11 protein-coding genes are annotated in these 15,528 nt (G+C 73.9%); 8 read left to right on the plus strand and 3 right to left on the minus strand.

Going from position 1 to position 15,528, the window contains the following annotated elements; genetic code table 11:
- Nucleotides 1-238 precede the first annotated feature (238 nt).
- The gene (locus tag DS079_RS10260) at nt 239-1,801 is read left to right on the plus strand and encodes a DUF3375 domain-containing protein (RefSeq protein ID WP_126987253.1); all 1,563 of its coding nucleotides are present in this window, start codon (nt 239-241) and stop codon (nt 1,799-1,801) included.
- A 19-nt stretch (nt 1,802-1,820) separates the two neighbouring features.
- On the opposite strand, the gene DS079_RS10265 is transcribed toward DS079_RS10260, so the two are convergent.
- The 3 genes from DS079_RS10265 to DS079_RS10275 all read right to left on the minus strand — a co-directional run bounded on the left by DS079_RS10265 (nt 1,821) and on the right by DS079_RS10275 (nt 4,776).
- Nucleotides 1,821-2,189 (minus strand): MGMT family protein, encoded by a 369-nt coding sequence (locus DS079_RS10265; RefSeq protein WP_126987256.1) that lies wholly within the window; start codon nt 2,187-2,189, stop codon nt 1,821-1,823.
- Nucleotides 2,190-2,307: 118 nt separating this feature from the next.
- Complete coding sequence (locus DS079_RS10270; RefSeq protein WP_126987259.1) at nt 2,308-4,107, minus strand: coiled-coil domain-containing protein; 1,800 nt, start codon at nt 4,105-4,107, stop codon at nt 2,308-2,310.
- A 225-nt stretch (nt 4,108-4,332) separates the two neighbouring features.
- On the minus strand, nt 4,333-4,776 hold the full coding sequence (locus tag DS079_RS10275; RefSeq protein WP_126987262.1) for a hypothetical protein: 444 nt from the start codon (nt 4,774-4,776) through the stop codon (nt 4,333-4,335).
- Between the two features lie 172 nt (nt 4,777-4,948).
- Between DS079_RS10275 and DS079_RS10280 the strand changes: the two genes are divergently transcribed.
- The 7 genes from DS079_RS10280 (at nt 4,949) to DS079_RS10310 (ending at nt 15,407) form a co-directional block, all read left to right on the plus strand.
- Nucleotides 4,949-5,653, plus strand: coding sequence for a DUF4194 domain-containing protein (locus tag DS079_RS10280; RefSeq protein WP_126987265.1), 705 nt, complete (start codon nt 4,949-4,951; stop codon nt 5,651-5,653).
- Between the two features lie 182 nt (nt 5,654-5,835).
- Nucleotides 5,836-6,894: an ABC transporter substrate-binding protein gene (locus DS079_RS10285; RefSeq protein ID WP_126987268.1), complete on the plus strand. Its 1,059-nt coding sequence runs from the start codon at nt 5,836-5,838 to the stop codon at nt 6,892-6,894.
- 3 nt (nt 6,895-6,897) lie between these two features.
- Nucleotides 6,898-7,896, plus strand: coding sequence for a FecCD family ABC transporter permease (locus DS079_RS10290; protein WP_126987271.1), 999 nt, complete (start codon nt 6,898-6,900; stop codon nt 7,894-7,896).
- Nucleotides 7,893-8,909 (plus strand): FecCD family ABC transporter permease, encoded by a 1,017-nt coding sequence (locus DS079_RS10295; protein WP_126987273.1) that lies wholly within the window; start codon nt 7,893-7,895, stop codon nt 8,907-8,909. Before DS079_RS10290 ends, DS079_RS10295 begins: the two co-directional genes overlap by 4 nt.
- A 4-nt stretch (nt 8,910-8,913) precedes the next feature.
- Nucleotides 8,914-10,863, plus strand: a complete 1,950-nt coding sequence (locus tag DS079_RS10300; protein ID WP_126987276.1) for an SIP domain-containing protein — start codon at nt 8,914-8,916, stop codon at nt 10,861-10,863.
- Nucleotides 10,864-10,904: 41 nt separating this feature from the next.
- Nucleotides 10,905-11,939, plus strand: coding sequence for an alcohol dehydrogenase catalytic domain-containing protein (locus tag DS079_RS10305; protein WP_126987279.1), 1,035 nt, complete (start codon nt 10,905-10,907; stop codon nt 11,937-11,939).
- A gap of 54 nt (nt 11,940-11,993) precedes the next feature.
- The gene (locus DS079_RS10310; RefSeq protein ID WP_241237624.1) at nt 11,994-15,407 is read left to right on the plus strand and encodes an ATP-binding protein; all 3,414 of its coding nucleotides are present in this window, start codon (nt 11,994-11,996) and stop codon (nt 15,405-15,407) included.
- Nucleotides 15,408-15,528 lie beyond the last annotated feature (121 nt).

Here is a 15,528-nt window from a genome sequence, read left to right on the forward strand (position 1 = left end):
CGCCACTCGGCGGTGAGGGCCGATGGCCGGGGGCGGTCCGGGCCGGGCGGGGGGCTGGGGCGGGGCAGGCGCGCGGCCCGTCACACGCTCCGAGAGCTGCATCAGGACCGTCACCGAGGCGGCCGGCTTGGTGATGGTCCTGATGCAGCACCGGGCGACGGCGCAGGGGAAGGCCCGGCATCGGCCGGAGTCGAGGCCCTGCATCGAGGCGGGGAGCGGACCGCTAGACTCGCTGACCGTGACCACGACCGAGCCGAACCGGTGGACGGACCGCCGCAGCGACGCCGTGTCCGCGCGCAAGCAGGCCTACGAGCAGCTGCGGCGGGCCAGCACCTGGCGCCTGCTCGCCGCGACGAAGGCCCCGGCGGTGCTCGCGATCCTGCAGGCCACCTTCCCGGCCGGCGATCGTCGGCTGCCGCGCAGCGAGCTCATCGCCCGCGTGGGCGCGCACCTCTCGCTGCTGCACGACGACGAGGGCCCGGCCGACGGGACCTCCGCGGCGGACGGGGCCGCCTCGGCCGACGGCGCCGGGGACGAGGCGCGCGGCGGTCGCAGCGCCGCCGAGTACGTCGACGGCTGGGTGCGCGAGGGCTACCTGACCCGTCGCGACGACCCCCAGCGCACCGAGACGACCTTCGAGCCGAGCCCCGCCACGATCGACGCGATCCAGTTCATCGCCTCGCTCGAGGAGCACCGGCCGACGACCACCCAGTCGCGTCTGCAGCTGGTCATCCAGCAGTTCGACCGCCTCGCCCAGGAGACGGAGACCGACCGCGACGTGCGGCTCGCCGATCTCCAGCGTCGCCGCGAGCGGATCGAGCAGGAGATCCGCGAGCTCGCCGAGGGCGAGCTGATGCTCCCCAGCGCCGAGGCGTCGGTGGACCGCCTGCGGGACATCCTGCAGATCGCCCAGGAGCTCTCCGGCGACTTCCTCCAGTACCGCGAGGACCTGCGCGCCGTGGACCTGCACCTGCGCGAGCAGATCCTCTCCCCGGAGGGCTCGCGCGGCGAGATCCTCGAGCAGCTGCTGGCCGGGGACGACCTGCTGGGCCAGTCGACCGTCGGCCGCACCTTCACGGCCTTCTTCCGCATGCTCAACGACCCTGCGCAGACCCGTGCCACGCAGGAGCTCGTGGACCGTCTGCTCGAGCGGGACTTCTCCCGCTCCCTCTCCCGGGACGAGCGCGAGCGCCTCGCCAACGTGTTCAGCGACCTCTACGAGCCGGCGCAGGAGGTGCTGGACGTCAAGACGGAGCTGTACCGCTCGCTGGCCCGCTTCGTGCGATCGCAGGACTTCCGCCAGCACCGGGTGCTGCTGGAGGCTCTCCAGGAGGCGCAGGGACTGGCGCTGGCGCAGAAGGACGAGGTGCCCACCCGCGCCCCCTTCCCGCTCGAGCTCGACCTCTCGCGGGTCCAGATCTCCTCCGTCTCCCAGCACCGGCTGAAGGACCCCACCGATCCGGGCGCCCCCGCGGAGGCCGAGGTGCACGATGCGACCTCTCTCAGCGTCGAGGTGCTCCAGGACCTCGTGCGCACCAACGACATCGATCTCGTCGGCCTCACCTCCCACGTCAACGACGTGCGCGGCCGCTCCCGCCAGGCCTCGATCGGCGACATCCTGCGGGAGAAGCCTGCCGAGCAGGGGCTGGCGAGCGTCATCGGGCTGATGTTCCTCGCGACCAGCCATGCGCAGGAGCGCGAGGGCTCCACCGAGATCGTCACCTGGCGGGAGCTGGACGGCAACGACTACGCCGCCCGCGTCCCCTCGTTCTACTTCCTGGACGACGTCCCGGTGGAGTGAGCCCGGCGGAGCGAGGGGCTCATGCGTCGTCCTCCTCGAGCTCCGCGAGTCCCGGTGCGGCCTCGGCGCGCAGCCGCTCGAGATCCGCGCCGAAGTCCTTCATCCTGCAGCCGAGCCCGTTCGGCTTCACCGCGATCCCCTCCTGCTGCCAATGGGGGAGGGCGCGGGCGAGCAGCGGATGGTCGCCGGAGGCGTTGGTGACGCGCCACCACGGCACAGAGGAGCCCCAGGTGCCCATGATGCGGCCCACCAGTCGGGGGCCGACGCCGACGATCGCGCCGACCTCGCCGTAGGCGGCGACGCGTCCCGGCGGGATCGCCTCGACCACGCGCAGCACCCGCTCGACCGTGAGGTCGTCCATGCGGGTGCGGGGCGTGCGCTCGGGCATGGCCGACAGTCTGGCACGCGGCTCCGGACGATCCGCCGCCCCGGACCGAATGCGGGCCCGAACAGGGAGCGACCCCGGCGCCGAGGGGCGCCGGGGTCGCGTCCGCGGTCAGGAGGCGTCAGCGACGTGCGCCCCCGCCCTCGCCGCCGATGCCGTCCTCAGGGGCACCGAACTCCGGAGCCTTCGGCGGGAGATCGCCGTTCTGGCCCCGCAGCTGCTGCTCCTGGCGGAAGAAGGGATCGTCCTCGAACTCACCCTGTCGCGACTCCTGGGTCTGGAAGCCGTCCTGGCGACCGTCGCGGCTGTCCAGGGGGCGGAACTCGCCCTGGTGGCGAGCACCGTCCTGCGGAACCGCCGGATCTGCCCCGGCCGGACGGAACTCCGGACCGTCCTGGGGCTGCGAGGCCTGCCGATCGGCGCCGAGCCGGTCCTGATCGACGCTGAGCCGATCCTGCTCCGTGCCGCGCCGGTCCGCGGAGCCGCCGGACCAGTCCTGCGCGACGGGAGGCTCCATGCCCGAGCGGTCCTCGGCGCGCGCCGGCCGATCGCCCACGCGGTCGTCGCGGATGCCGCGCTCGTCGCGCTCCGTCCCGGCCCGGCCGAGGTCGCCGGTCTCGTCCGTGGAGCGGACCGGGTCGTGGCGGTCCGCCTCGGAACGGGCGGCGTCGTCGCGATCGACGTCGTTGCGATCGGCTTCGCCGCGGTCGACGGCGGACCGGTCGACGTCGCTGCGGTCCACCGCCGACTGATCGATGCGCTGCGGGTCGGCCTGCTGCCGACCCGCGGAGTGATCGTTCAGGTCATTCCGGCGGTCCGCATCGTGCCGGGCCACGTCCTGCTGATCGATGTCGTGACGGTCGATCGACTCGTCGCGGACCGGGCGCTGCTCGGCCCGGTGGGCCTCGCCCTCATAGCCGGTCCCGACAGGATGGTCGGTCGGGCGGGCCTCGCCGGCCCCGACGGGACGGTCGGCCTCACGGACCCCGGCGGCCCCGCCGTCGCGAACGGCACCGTCCCGATCCAGGCCCTCGTGGGCGCGGTCATCGCGGGCCGGGTCGACAGGGGCGCGATCCTCAGGAGTCCGGTCCTCTCGGGCACCTCCCTCGCGGACGTCGCCCTCGGGGTTCCGGTCGTCGCGCGGCTCCTGCTCTGTGCGAGCGGCGCGACGGCCGTGAGGGCGCTCGTGCGACGACGCGTCGTCGGCCACTGCGGAGCGATCCTTTGAAGCGCGATCCTCCGGCGAGCCGCCATGCGCGGCGGCCGCCCCGGCGGCGACGCCGGCCGTGCCTGCGACACCGGCCGCGGCTGCGGTCCCGGCCCCGCTGCGGGGCTCGTCCTCGCGCTGCACGGGTCGCTCATCGCCCCGGAAGGTGCGCTGGTCGTCGCGAGCGGAGCGATCGTCGGCGGCGCGGTCATCGACGCGTCGGCCGTCGGCCGCACGGTCGTCGGACATGCGCTCGCCAGCCGTGCGGTCGTGGCCGGCAGCGCCTGCGGCCGGCGCGGTGCGGTCCCCGTCGCGGGGCGTGGGGGAATCGGGGTCCAGGCGGTCCGCCTCGGCGCGCTGCTCCTCGAGGGCGCTGCGCTCCTGGTCGACCTCCTGGCGCTGCGTCTCGGCCTCGCTCCGGCGACGCTCGGCGGCGAGCTGCTCCTGCTCGGCCGCGTTCGCCTTCCGCTCGGCCTCGAGACGGGCCTTGTCGGCCTCGATCTCGGACTCGCGGGCCTTCAGATCGCGGTCCTGGACGGCCTGCTCCTTCTGGGCGGCCTGCTCGCGGATCTCCGCGGCGCGGCGTCGATCCTCCTCCTGCTGTCGCTGCTTGCGACGCTTCGAGGCGTTCGCGCCCACGACGATCAGGACGATGACGACGATCAGGACCAGCAGGATGATCCCGACGATCACGGGGGTGGACAGGTCGGTCATGGTCGGCTCCTCACCGCTCGACTGCTCCACCGCCGGGCGGCGGAGCGCGCCCCGGACGGGGGTCCCGGCACAGGGCGATGCCCCGATTCCACCAGACCGAGACGGATCCGGAGGGATTTTCGACCAGTCGATCGGCCCGACGTGTCCCGCAGAGCCGTCGACGGGCGCGTCCTGAGCGTGGCGGGGGAGCGGTCGTCCGCCCGTGCCGGTAGCTGTCGGCGCGGCTCAGCGCCGGAGCTCGGCCTCCCCGTCCTGGGGCTTCTCCCAGTTCTGCGCCGGGGCGAGCTCCTCCTCGGCGGTCCGGGCCTCGGAGCGCTCGCTGAGCAGCGGACGCGGGGCGCGGCGGCCATGGCGCTCCCGCCAGGGCCGGGGATCCTCGTCGACGGGATTCTCGAGGTCGGGGTCCGCGTCGGCGGCCGCTGCGTCCGCCGGCTCCATGTCGATCGGCTCGGCGTCGGCCGGATCCTCGGGGGCGTCGGCCGGTTCCGCAGCCTCGGCGGCCGTCGCGCCGTTCGGGCGCTCGGTCTCCTCTCCCTCCTGCTCCGGCTCTGTGCCCGCCGGGGCTGCGGTGCCCGGTCGTCCGCGCACCCCGAGGACGACGAGCACGATGAGCACCAGCAGGACGAGCACCAGGATCGTCAGGACGGCGGGCACGGGCAGATCGGACATGACGGCTCCTCGTGGTCGTCGACGGGCTCCGGACGGCGGCTCTGGTCCTGGCCTGCCCTGATTCCATCAGATGAATGTCCGTTTTGGGTGGATTTCTCAACAGGTGGTCGGGATCGGGTCGTCATGACGGGATCCCCTCCCGCCGGGCGGTGCGCCGGTAGGCTGTCTCGCCGTGACCAGTCCTGCGCACCGCACCGCCCCCGACGACCTCGCGCCGACCGAGGAGGCGAGCCCCTCCGTGCCTGGCGGCGCGCTCGTGGATGAGTCCCGCCGCGTGCTCGTGCACCTGCTCCAGGGCCCCTTCCTCGACGGGCGCCGCGACGGCGGCCGCTACGCGCAGCTGCTGCGGGACCGGGTCGCGATCGAGGCCCGGCTCGCCGACCTCTTCCTCGAGCTGATCGTCGACGACGACGCCCAGGTCGCCTTCGTGCGCCAGAGCGAGGACGACCCCGACGCGCCCAAGCTCCTGCGTCGACTGACCGGCATGAACCGGCTCGACTCCGTCCTGCTGCTCGTGCTGCGCCAGATGCTGCTGACCCAGTCCTCCCGCGGCCAGCGCACCGTCGTCTCCGAGGCGGAGATCCAGCAGGCACTGGCCGCCTACCGACGCACCACCTCCACCGACGAGGCCGGCTTCGCCAAGGAGGTCCGCGCCTCGATCGCGAAGGTCCAGCGCGCCGGACTGCTGGACGAGCAGGGCGACGACTACGAGGTCTCCCCGGTGCTGCGCCTGATGATCGGCCCCGACACCGCCCGCGAGTTCATCTCCCTGTACCGGCAGGCCGGGGTCGACGGGCTCGAGGACCCTCGAGACGCCGAGGATCCGGAGGGCGCGGACGGCGAGGACGGCGAGGACGAGGCGGCGCCGACCGACTGATCCTCGGCGTGATCTGAGACGCTTTCCCGTCGGGGTGCGGGGCTGTGACCGGCACGCTTGTCCTGAGGGTCCGTGTCGGAGGCCGCGACGACCCTCTCGACAATTGAGTGACGCGAGAGTTGCGTAATAAGGTCAGGCTCACCTCACCCCTGGACCGGGGGTGCCGAGAGAAGGATCGCCCCATGCCGAGCTCGTTCACGCGCCGCTCCGTCGTGCTCACCGCCCTCGCGCTGCCCGCACTCGCCGCCTGCAGCGGCGGCGACGTCGCCGGCACCGACGCCTCCGACGCGGGCGGCAGCTCCGGTGCCGCGGCCGACGCCTTCCCGGTGACCGTCGAGCACCTCTACGGCACCACCGAGATCGCCGCGGAGCCCACCCGCATCGCGACCGTCTCCTGGGTCAACGCCGACACCGCCCTCGCCCTGGACATCGTCCCCGTCGGCCTCCCGCTGGTCGAGTGGGGCGGCAACGACAACCAGTCCACCGACTGGATCGATGCCAAGCTCGAGGAGCTCGGCGCCTCCTGGGGCAGCGAGAACGCCCCGACCACCTACTCCGAGGCCGACGGCGTCAACACCGACGAGATCGCCGCGCTGACCCCGGACCTGATCATCGCCGCCTACTCCGGCCTCACCGAGGAGGAGTACGCGACCCTCTCCAAGATCGCGCCGACCATCGGCCCGCTCGCCGCGAACTACACCGCCTCCTGGGAGGAGGTGCTGACCGCCGTCGGCACCGCCACCGGCCGCAGCGACGCCGCCGCCGAGCTCGCCGAGCAGCTCACCGCGGACCTCGCCGCCGTCGGCGAGGAGAACCCGGCCGTGGCCGAGTCGACCTTCATCGCCGCGAGCCTGTCCACCACGGACCACACCATCTCGATCTACTCCGGCGACGACACCCGCCCGCGCTTCTTCACCGCGCTCGGCATGACCCAGGCCGAGGTCGTCACCGAGAACACCGCCGACGAGAACACCTTCTACTTCGACTGGTCCGCCGAGCGCGGCGACGAGCTCGTCTCGGACGTCCTGTACACCTGGGCCGCCGCCGGCGACACCGTCGAGACCTTCCAGGACGATCCGCTGTTCGCGCAGATCCCCGCGGTCGCCAGCGGCGCCCTCGTCCTCACCCCCGACGACCACCAGACCCTCTCGATCTCCGCGGCGAGCGTGCTGAGCCTGCCCTGGGCGCTCGAGAACGTGGTCCCCTCCGTGATCGAGGCCGCGCAGACGGCCCAGGCCTGAGCGGTGCCCGCCCGCCCCACCCTGCTCGCGACCGCCGGGGCCCTCGTGGCCCTGGCGGTCGCGTGCGTGCTCTCGCTGCTGGTGGGCGCCCGCACCGTCCCCCTCGACGCGGCCTGGCAGGCCGCGCTCGCCTTCGACCCGGGCAGCGCGGACCACGTGGTCCTCGCCAGCCGCCTGCAGCGCACCCTCGCCGGGCTCGCCGTCGGCGTGGCCCTGGCGCTCGCCGGCGCCGGGCTGCAGGGCATGACCCGCAACCCGCTGGCCGATCCCGGGATCCTCGGACTGAACTCGGGCGCGGCCGCGGCCGTGGCCACCGGCGTCTACCTCTTCTCCTTCTCGAGCGTCACCCAGTTCATGGCGGCGGGCTTCGTGGGCGCGGCCCTCGCCGCCGTGCTCGTCTACGCCCTGGCCGCCGCGAGCCGCACCGGCGCCACCCCGATCACCCTCGCGATCGCCGGCGCCGCCGTCACCGCGGGCCTCGGCTCCCTCGTCCACGCCCTCGTGATCCTCGACCAGGGGGCGCTGGACCGGATGCGGCTGTGGCAGGTGGGCACTCTCGGCGCCCGCGACCTCGGGGACCTCGCCGCCGTGGCGCCCGCCCTGCTGATCGGGGCCGTGATCGTGCTCGGCGCCGCCCGTGCCCTGAACGCCCTCGCCCTCGGCGACGACGCCGCCGCCGGGCTCGGCGTCCACGTGGGCCGCACCCGGGTCGTGCTCGGCGTCGGCATCGTGCTGCTGGTCGGGGCGGCGGTCTCCCTCGCCGGACCGGTCGGCTTCCTCGGCCTCGTGGTCCCGCACGCGGTGCGCCTGCTCGTCGGCTCGGACCACCGCCGCCTGCTGCCGCTGACCGCGCTGCTCGGCCCCGTGGTGCTGCTGCTGGCCGACGTGGTCGGCCGCGTCATCGCCCCACCCGCCGAGGTGCAGGTCGGCGTGATGACCGCGCTGCTCGGCGTGCCCGTCTTCCTCGTGCTGATCCGGACCCGGAAGCGGGTGGCCCTGTGACCTCGCGCCGCCTCCTCCTCCCGCTGCTGCTGGTCCTGGCCGTGGCGGGCCTCCTCACCGCCAGGGTGCTGCTGGGCACCCCCTTCGTCTACGCCGACCTCGCCGTGCGGGCCGTGCTCGGCGAGCAGATCCCCGGCGTCTCCTTCATCGTCATGGACGACCGCCTGCCCGCTGCGGTCGTCGGCGCGCTCGCCGGGGCGGCGCTGGGCCTGTCCGGCACCGTCTTCCAGACCCTGTTGCGCAACCCCCTGGCCAGCCCCGACGTGATCGGCGTGACCCTCGGCTCCGCCGCCGCTGCGGTGCTGGCGATGGCCGTGCTGGACGCCCAGGGCATGGCGCTGTTCTGGTGGACGCTGCTGGGCGGCCTCGGCACCGCGCTGCTGGTGCTGTGGGTGGCGCGGGCGCACCGACCCGGCGGTCCGGGGGCCGGCGGCGCCGGGGCCGTCGACGACCGCTTCGTGCTGGTGGGCCTCGGGGTCGCCGCCGGCTTCACGGCGGTGATCCAGTACCTGCTCAGCCGGATGGAGTCCCAGCAGGCGGGGGATGCGATGCACTGGCTGGTCGGCTCCGTCGCCGGCGCCACCTGGCCGCGCGCCGCCGTGCTGGCCGGCTCTCTGGTGGTGCTCGTGCCGCTTCTCGCCGGGCTGGTGGGCCGGCTGCGGATCCTGCAGCTCGGGGACGAGACCGCCACCAGCCTCGGACTGCCCGTGCCCGCCACCCGCATCGCGCTGGTGATCGTAGGGGTGCTGCTGAGCTCCTTCACCGTCGCGGTCGCCGGCCCGCTCGCCTTCGTCGCCTTCCTCGCGGGACCCCTCGCGCGGATGATCGCGGCCCGGCCCAGCTTCCTCCTCGCGGCGCTGCTCGGCGCCGTGCTCGTGCTCGCGGCCGACGTCGCGGGCCAGAACCTCTTCGGCCGGCACGAGATGCCGGCCGGCGTCATCACCGGAGCGCTCGGGGCGCCGTTCCTGCTGTGGATGCTCGTGCGCTCGAAGACCTCCGGAAGTGGAAGGTGATCCCGTGGCCCAGCTGACCGCCCGGAACCTGCAGCTCGCCTACGAGCGACGCGTCGTCGTCGAGGACCTCGACCTGACCCTCCCCGAGGGGAAGGTGACGATGATCGTCGGCGCGAACGGCTCGGGGAAGTCGACCCTGCTGCGGGGCCTGTCGCGCCTGCTGCCGCCCCGTCAGGGGTCGGTGCTGCTGGACGGCGCCGACATCCACTCCCTGCGCGGCAAGGAGCTCGCCCGCCGGCTCGGCCTGCTGCCGCAGTCCCCGCTCGCGCCCGACGGGGTGACCGTGCGCGAGCTGGTCACCCGCGGCCGCTACCCGCACCAGGGCCTGTTCCCGCAGTGGAGCGACGAGGACGAGCAGGCGGTCGCCGAGGCGCTGGCCCTCACCCGCACCGACGAGCTCCAGGGCCGTCTGCTCGACGAGCTCTCCGGAGGGCAGCGCCAGCGGGTGTGGATCGCCATGGCGCTCGCACAGCGCACCGAGGTGCTGCTGCTGGACGAGCCGACCACCTATCTCGACGTCACCCACCAGCTCGAGGTGCTCGACGTGGTCAGCGAGCTGAACCGCACCCGCGGCACCACCGTCGCGATCGTGCTGCACGACCTCCAGCTCGCCGCCCGCTACGCCGACCATCTCGTCGCCGTGCACCGCGGCGCCGTCCACTGCCAGGGCGCCCCGGCCGACGTGATCACCTCGGCCATGGTCAAGGAGGTCTTCGCCCTCAACGCCCTGATCGCCCCCGACCCCGTCACCGGCACCCCGATGGTGCTGCCGCTGGGCCGGGAGACCGCCCCCGACGCCGTCGCCTCCCGGGGCGCCGACGGCACCGACCCCGAATCCGCACGCCAGGCCGCCGCGGGGACCGCCCCCGGCACGGCCGACGAGTCCGAGGAGGACCCCATGCCCGTCGCCACCGACCAGCACCGCACCGCCGCCCGCGCCTCGGAGGAGCCCGTGCTGGTCCCCGCTCTCGAGGGGAGCCCGCAGCTCGCCTTCACCCTCACGGTCGGCGCCCGCACCATGGTGGGCGAGAACCTCGTGCGCCTGACCCTGACCAGCCCCGAGCTGCGCCATCTCGGCGTGGGCGGGCCGCTGCTGGACGTGCGTATCAAGCTGATCATCCCGGGCCCCGAGGCGAGCGCGGACCACTTCGCCGCGCTGCGCCCCGACGCCGTCTCCGATCCCGACGCCTTCGCGGGCTGGTACCGCGACTGGCTGCAGGTCGACACCGCCGAGCGCGGCTGGATGCGCACCTACTCGATCCGCGAGATGCGTGGCGCGGGCCATCCCGGGAACCTGGGGGACGATCCCGAGCTGGACATCGACATGGTCCTGCACCTCGAGGAGCCCGCCGTCCCCGGCTCCGGGGTCGCGGCGCGCTGGGCGGCCGCCGCCGAGGTGGGCGACACGATCACGATGCTCGGCCCGAACCGCCGCCTCGTCGGCCCCGACTACGGCGGGATCGAGTTCCGACCCGGCACCGCCCGGCGCCTGCTGCTGGCCGGAGACGAGACGGCCCTGCCCGCGATCTGCGCGATCCTCGAGACGCTCCCCGCCGGCTTCACCGGCCACGCCTTCATCGAGGTGCCCGACGCCCGGGACGAGCAGCGCGTCCTCTCCCGCTCCGACGTGGAGCTGACCTGGCTCGCCCGAGGCGACGCCCCGCACGGCACGCTCCTGGACCCCGCGGTGCGGCGCCTCCTGGACGAGCGGCCGCAGCTGTGCCAGGACTGCTCCGTCGGCGTGCCTGCCGAGCCGGGCGAGTTCGAGGAGGTCGACATCGACCAGGCGATCCTGTGGGAGACCACCGAGGGGCACGGCCCCTTCTACGCCTGGCTCGCCGGGGAGGCCGGGGTGATCACCACCCTGCGCCGCCACCTCGTCAAGGAGCTCGGCGTGGACCGCAAGCAGGTGAGCTTCATGGGCTACTGGCGCAAGGGGCGTGCCGAAGGGTGAGCACGAAGGCGACCCACCCGCGGGGCTGACAGACTCCTCCCATGCGCGCCGTCGTCATCGAGAAGTTCGGTCTCCGTCCTGAGGTCCGCGACCTCCCCGCCCCGTCGGCCCCGCCCGGCGGCGTGGTGCTGGACGTGGAGGCGACGGGGCTGTGCCGCTCGGACCATCACGCCTTCGCCGGTCATGACGACTCGGTGACGCTCCCGCGCGTGCCCGGGCACGAGATGGTCGGCCGCGTCGCGGCGCTCGGCGAGGGCGTCCGGGCGGTGCGGGTCGGGGACCGGGTGACCACCCCCTTCGTCGAGGGCTGCGGGCGCTGCCGCTGGTGCCGGCAGGGCGCTGCCCAGATCTGCCCGGACCAGACCCAGCCCGGCTTCACCCACGACGGCTCCTGGGCGGAGCAGGTCGTGATCCGCGCCGCCGACCACAACCTCGTCCCCGTCGGCGAGGAGCTGCCCGCCGAGGCCGTCGTGACCCTCGGCTGCCGCTTCGCGACCGCCTACCGGGCGCTGACCGCCCGCGCCGGGCTCCGCGCCGGGGAGTCCGTCGCCGTGATCGGCTGCGGTGGGGTGGGGCTCTCGGCGATCATGATCGCCGCCTCGCTCGGCGCCCGGCCGATCGCCGTCGACATCGATCCCGGAGCCCTGGCCCTCGCCCGCGAGCACGGCGCGGCGGTGGCCGTGGACTCCCGCGGCCTGGATCCGGCGGCGACGGCGGCGGCGATCGTCGAGGCGGCGGGGGAGCGGCCGACGGCGAGCGTCGAGGCGCTCGGCCGCGAGGCGACGACGGACGCGGCGCTGCTCGCCCTCGCGCCGCTCGGACGTCATGTGCAGATCGGGCTGTACGCGGAGCCGCCGCGACTCGCGATCCCTCGCGTGATCTCCCAGGAGCTCGCCGTGCTGGGCAGCCACGGCATGGCCGCCGCGGACTATCCGGGGCTGCTCGCCCTGGTGCGCGAGGGCTCGCTGCGACCGCAGGACCTCGTCACCCGCACCCTCGACCTCGAGCAGGCCTGCAAAGCGCTCGTCGAGCTCGGGGAGCGGGCGCCGGCCGGGGTGGGCGTCATCCGGCCGTGAGCGGGGCGACCCCGGTCAGCCCCGCATCGCGATCGGACTCGGTACCCTGACGGGGTGCCTACCACGACTGACGCCGCGAACACCCGGGGAGAGGACGTCCTCGACCTCCCCGGCATGGCCGGGCCGGACGCCCCCGCCGAGCCGGCGGTGACCGACCCCGATCATCCGCACCCGGGGCAGTGGCGGCTCACCCATGTGCAGATCTCCAACTGGGGCACCTTCCACGGCACCCATGACCTGGCGATCTCCTCCAAGGGCTTCTTCCTCACCGGCGGACCCGGCACCGGCAAGTCCACGCTGCTGGACGCGATCAGCGCCCTGCTCACCCCGCCGCGCACGCTCCAGTTCAACGCCGCCGCCTCCGACGCCGGCCCCCAGCGCTCGAAGTACCGCCGCACCGTCGCCAGCTACGTCCGCGGCGCCTGGGCGATGCACTACGACCAGGCCACCGGCGAGTTCAGCCAGGAGGTGCTGCGCGAGAAGACGACCCTGTCGGTGCTCACCCTGCGCTACGGCGACGGCCGCGGCGGCACGGTCCAGCTCTCCCGTCTGCTGCTCCTGCACGCCGGCCACTCCGCGGACTCCGACGTGAAGTCCCTCTACGTGATCGCCCGGAAGCCCCTGGACGTCACCGACCTGCGCCAGTTCGTCTCCACCCAGATCGAGGGCAAGGCGCTCGAGGCCGCCCATCCCGGCACCCAGACCTTCCGCCAGTTCCGCGAGTACCGGGCCGCTTTCTGCCAGCTGCTGGGCATCCCCGACGAGAAGGCGCTCGGGCTGCTGCACAAGATCCAGTCCGCCAAGGAGCTCGGCGACGTCAACGCGCTGCTGCGCGACTACATGCTCGACGAGCCGCGCACCTTCGAGCTCGCCGACCAGGCGCTGGCGAACTTCCACAACCTCTCCGAGGTGTACGAGGCCCTGGTGACCGCGCGCGAGCAGCGGGACCTGCTGCGCACCCTGCGCACCACCCACGAGGACTGGTCCGCGATGCGCGAGCGCGGCGGCGAGCTGGTGGACCGCCGCGCCGACATCGACGTCTTCGCCGCCCAGCACCTGGTGCGGCTGCTGGGGGAGGAGACCGGCCGGCTCCAGCTGGAGCGGGACTCCCTCACCGCCCAGCAGCGCCGCCTCACCCAGGACGTGTCCGAGGCCCGCTCCGACCTCGCCCAGCTCAAGGAGCAGCGCCGCCGCGCCGGCGGCGGGGAGATCGACGACTGGAAGCAGCAGATCGCCGGGCTCGAGGTGGAGCGGGAGCGCCGGCGCGAGCGGGCCGCCGAGTTCGCCTCGCAGCTGGCGACCGTGGAGCTGCGCACCCCGGCGGGGGAGGACATGTTCCTCGGCCTGCAGCGCGAGGTCGCGCAGCTGCGCGAGTCCCTCGAGGAGGAGGAGCGGGGCGCCGACGCCGCCCGCTGGGAGGCGGAGGCGACCGTGCGCGAGCTCGGCGCGACACTCCAGCGCACCCGCGAGGAGCTCGCCTCCCTCACCTCCCGCGCCTCGAACCTCCACTCCGAGGACGTGGCGCTGCGCGACCACATCGCCGCCGAGGTGGGCATCGCCCCGACCGAGCTGCCCTTCGCCGCCGAGCTGCTGCAGGTGCGCGACGGCGAGGAGGAGTGGACCGCCGCCGCGGAGCAGGCGCTGCGGGGACTGGCCCGCTCGATCCTCGTCCCGGACCGGGCGTACCGCCAGGTCGCGCAGGTCATCGACCGCACGAAGCTGCGCCGTCGGATCTCCTACAACCGCGTGAACACCGATCTGCGCCGCCCCGCGAAGAACATCGACGAGCGCTCGCTCGCGGCGAAGCTCGACGTCAAGGACGGCGAGTTCCACGTCTGGCTCTCCCACGAGATCGCCGCCCGCATGGACTACACCTGCGCCGAGAACCTCGAGGAGTTCACCCGGCTGAACCGGGCCGTGCTCCGCTCCGGCCAGATCAAGCACTCCGCCACCCGGCACGAGAAGAGCGCGGACCGGCAGATCAACGACCGCTCCCAGTGGGTGCTCGGCTTCGACAACCGCGCCAAGCGCGCCGTGTTCGAGCAGGAGCGCACCCGCGCCGAGCAGGCGCTGTTCGAGGCGCAGGCCCGCCGCAAGGACGTCGAGGTCGAGCGTGAGCGGCGCCGTGAGCGGCTCTACGCTCTTCAGGCGATCAGTGCGGTCACCTGGGACGACATCGACGCCGCCTCGGTCGCGCGGCGCGTGGCGAACCTGCGCGACATGGTCCGTGCCGCGGAGGACGGCTCCGCCGCCCTCACCGAGCTCGCCCGACAGATCGACGACGTCGAGGCCTCGATCGCCGCGAGCGACGAGGAGCTGCTCGAGGTGGTGCGCGCGGCCGGGAAGACCTCCGAGCAGGCCGAGCGGGCCGAGGAGCGCCTCGTCCAGGCGAAGGAGCGCATCGCCGAGACGAGCCTGGACCCCGAGGTCGAGGAGGAGCTCGCCGCGCGCTTCGCCGCGATCGCCCCGACGCTCGTGCTGTCCACCATCGACCGCGTCACCAAGGACGCCTCCGCCACCCTGGACGCGGAGCTGATGGACCTCACCAAGCGCACCTCCCGCGCCGAGGAGGACATGCGCACCGCCATGCGCGAGTTCTCCCGCCGCTGGCCCGCGCAGGCCGGGGACACCGCCCCCACCCTCGAGGGGATCGAGGACTATCTCGCGATCCTCCAGCGGATCGAGGAGGAGAAGCTGCCCGAGGTCGAGGACCGCTTCTTCGAGTTCTTCACCGGCAACACCCTCGGGGACGTGCAGGCGCTGGCCACCGCGATCGCGCGCGAGCCCGCCGAGATCCGCAAGCGCCTCCAGCGCATCAACGCGCTGCTGGCCCAGGTCGAGTTCCACTCCGGCCGCTTCCTGCAGCTGTCCATGCGGCCCGTGCACCTCGCGGCCCTGGACGAGTTCAGGAAGGCGCTCGAGGAGGCCGTGGCGGACACGGCGCTGAACGACATCTCCCGCGACCGGGAGCTGGCCGAGGAGCGCTTCCTGTCCCTGCGCCACCTGATGGACCTCATCGGCGCCGCCCGCACCCGCGACGACCAGGTCTCCCGCGTCATCCTCGACGTGCGCCGGCACGTGCACTTCCATGCCGAGGAGGTCGACGCCGAGGGCACCGTGGTCCACGCCCACGAGTCCGGCGGCCCCCTCTCCGGCGGCCAGAACGAGCGCCTGGCCACCTTCTGCCTCGCCGCGGCGCTGCGCTACCAGCTCGCCGGCACCGGGCAGGAGGTGCCCCGCTACGCGCCGATCATCATCGACGAGGCGTTCTCCAAGGGCGCGGGCAAGTTCATCACCGCCGCGATGGAGTCCTTCCGCCACTTCGGCTTCCAGGTCATCCTCGCCAACCCCGGCAAGAACCCGCAGGCGCTCGCCCCGTTCATCGGCGGCGTCGGCGTGGTCTCGATCCGACAGGACCGCTACTCCTCGGTCTCCCCGGTCGAGTTCGTGCCGGTCGAGGAGGGCTGAGCTCGGCGCTCGCCGGCCGATGGGGAGTTCTCCCCATCGCAGGGCTCCCCGAGGGGCCGATACCCTGGTCGCCACCCGCGCGGACGGGTGACGGAGCAGGACGTCGCCGCGGGCGGCGCGA

Source organism: Brachybacterium paraconglomeratum (genome assembly GCF_003994255.1).
GTDB classification, from domain to species: domain Bacteria; phylum Actinomycetota; class Actinomycetes; order Actinomycetales; family Dermabacteraceae; genus Brachybacterium; species Brachybacterium conglomeratum.

Coding starts and splice junctions, on each gene's coding strand:
- DS079_RS10265 (WP_126987256.1), bottom strand. CDS start 2,189: ATGCCCGAGCGCACGCCCCGCACCCGCATGGACGACCTCACGGTCGAG.
- DS079_RS10270 (WP_126987259.1), bottom strand. CDS start 4,107: ATGACCGACCTGTCCACCCCCGTGATCGTCGGGATCATCCTGCTGGTC.
- DS079_RS10275 (WP_126987262.1), bottom strand. CDS start 4,776: ATGTCCGATCTGCCCGTGCCCGCCGTCCTGACGATCCTGGTGCTCGTC.
- DS079_RS10285 (WP_126987268.1), top strand. CDS start 5,836: ATGCCGAGCTCGTTCACGCGCCGCTCCGTCGTGCTCACCGCCCTCGCG.
- DS079_RS10305 (WP_126987279.1), top strand. CDS start 10,905: ATGCGCGCCGTCGTCATCGAGAAGTTCGGTCTCCGTCCTGAGGTCCGC.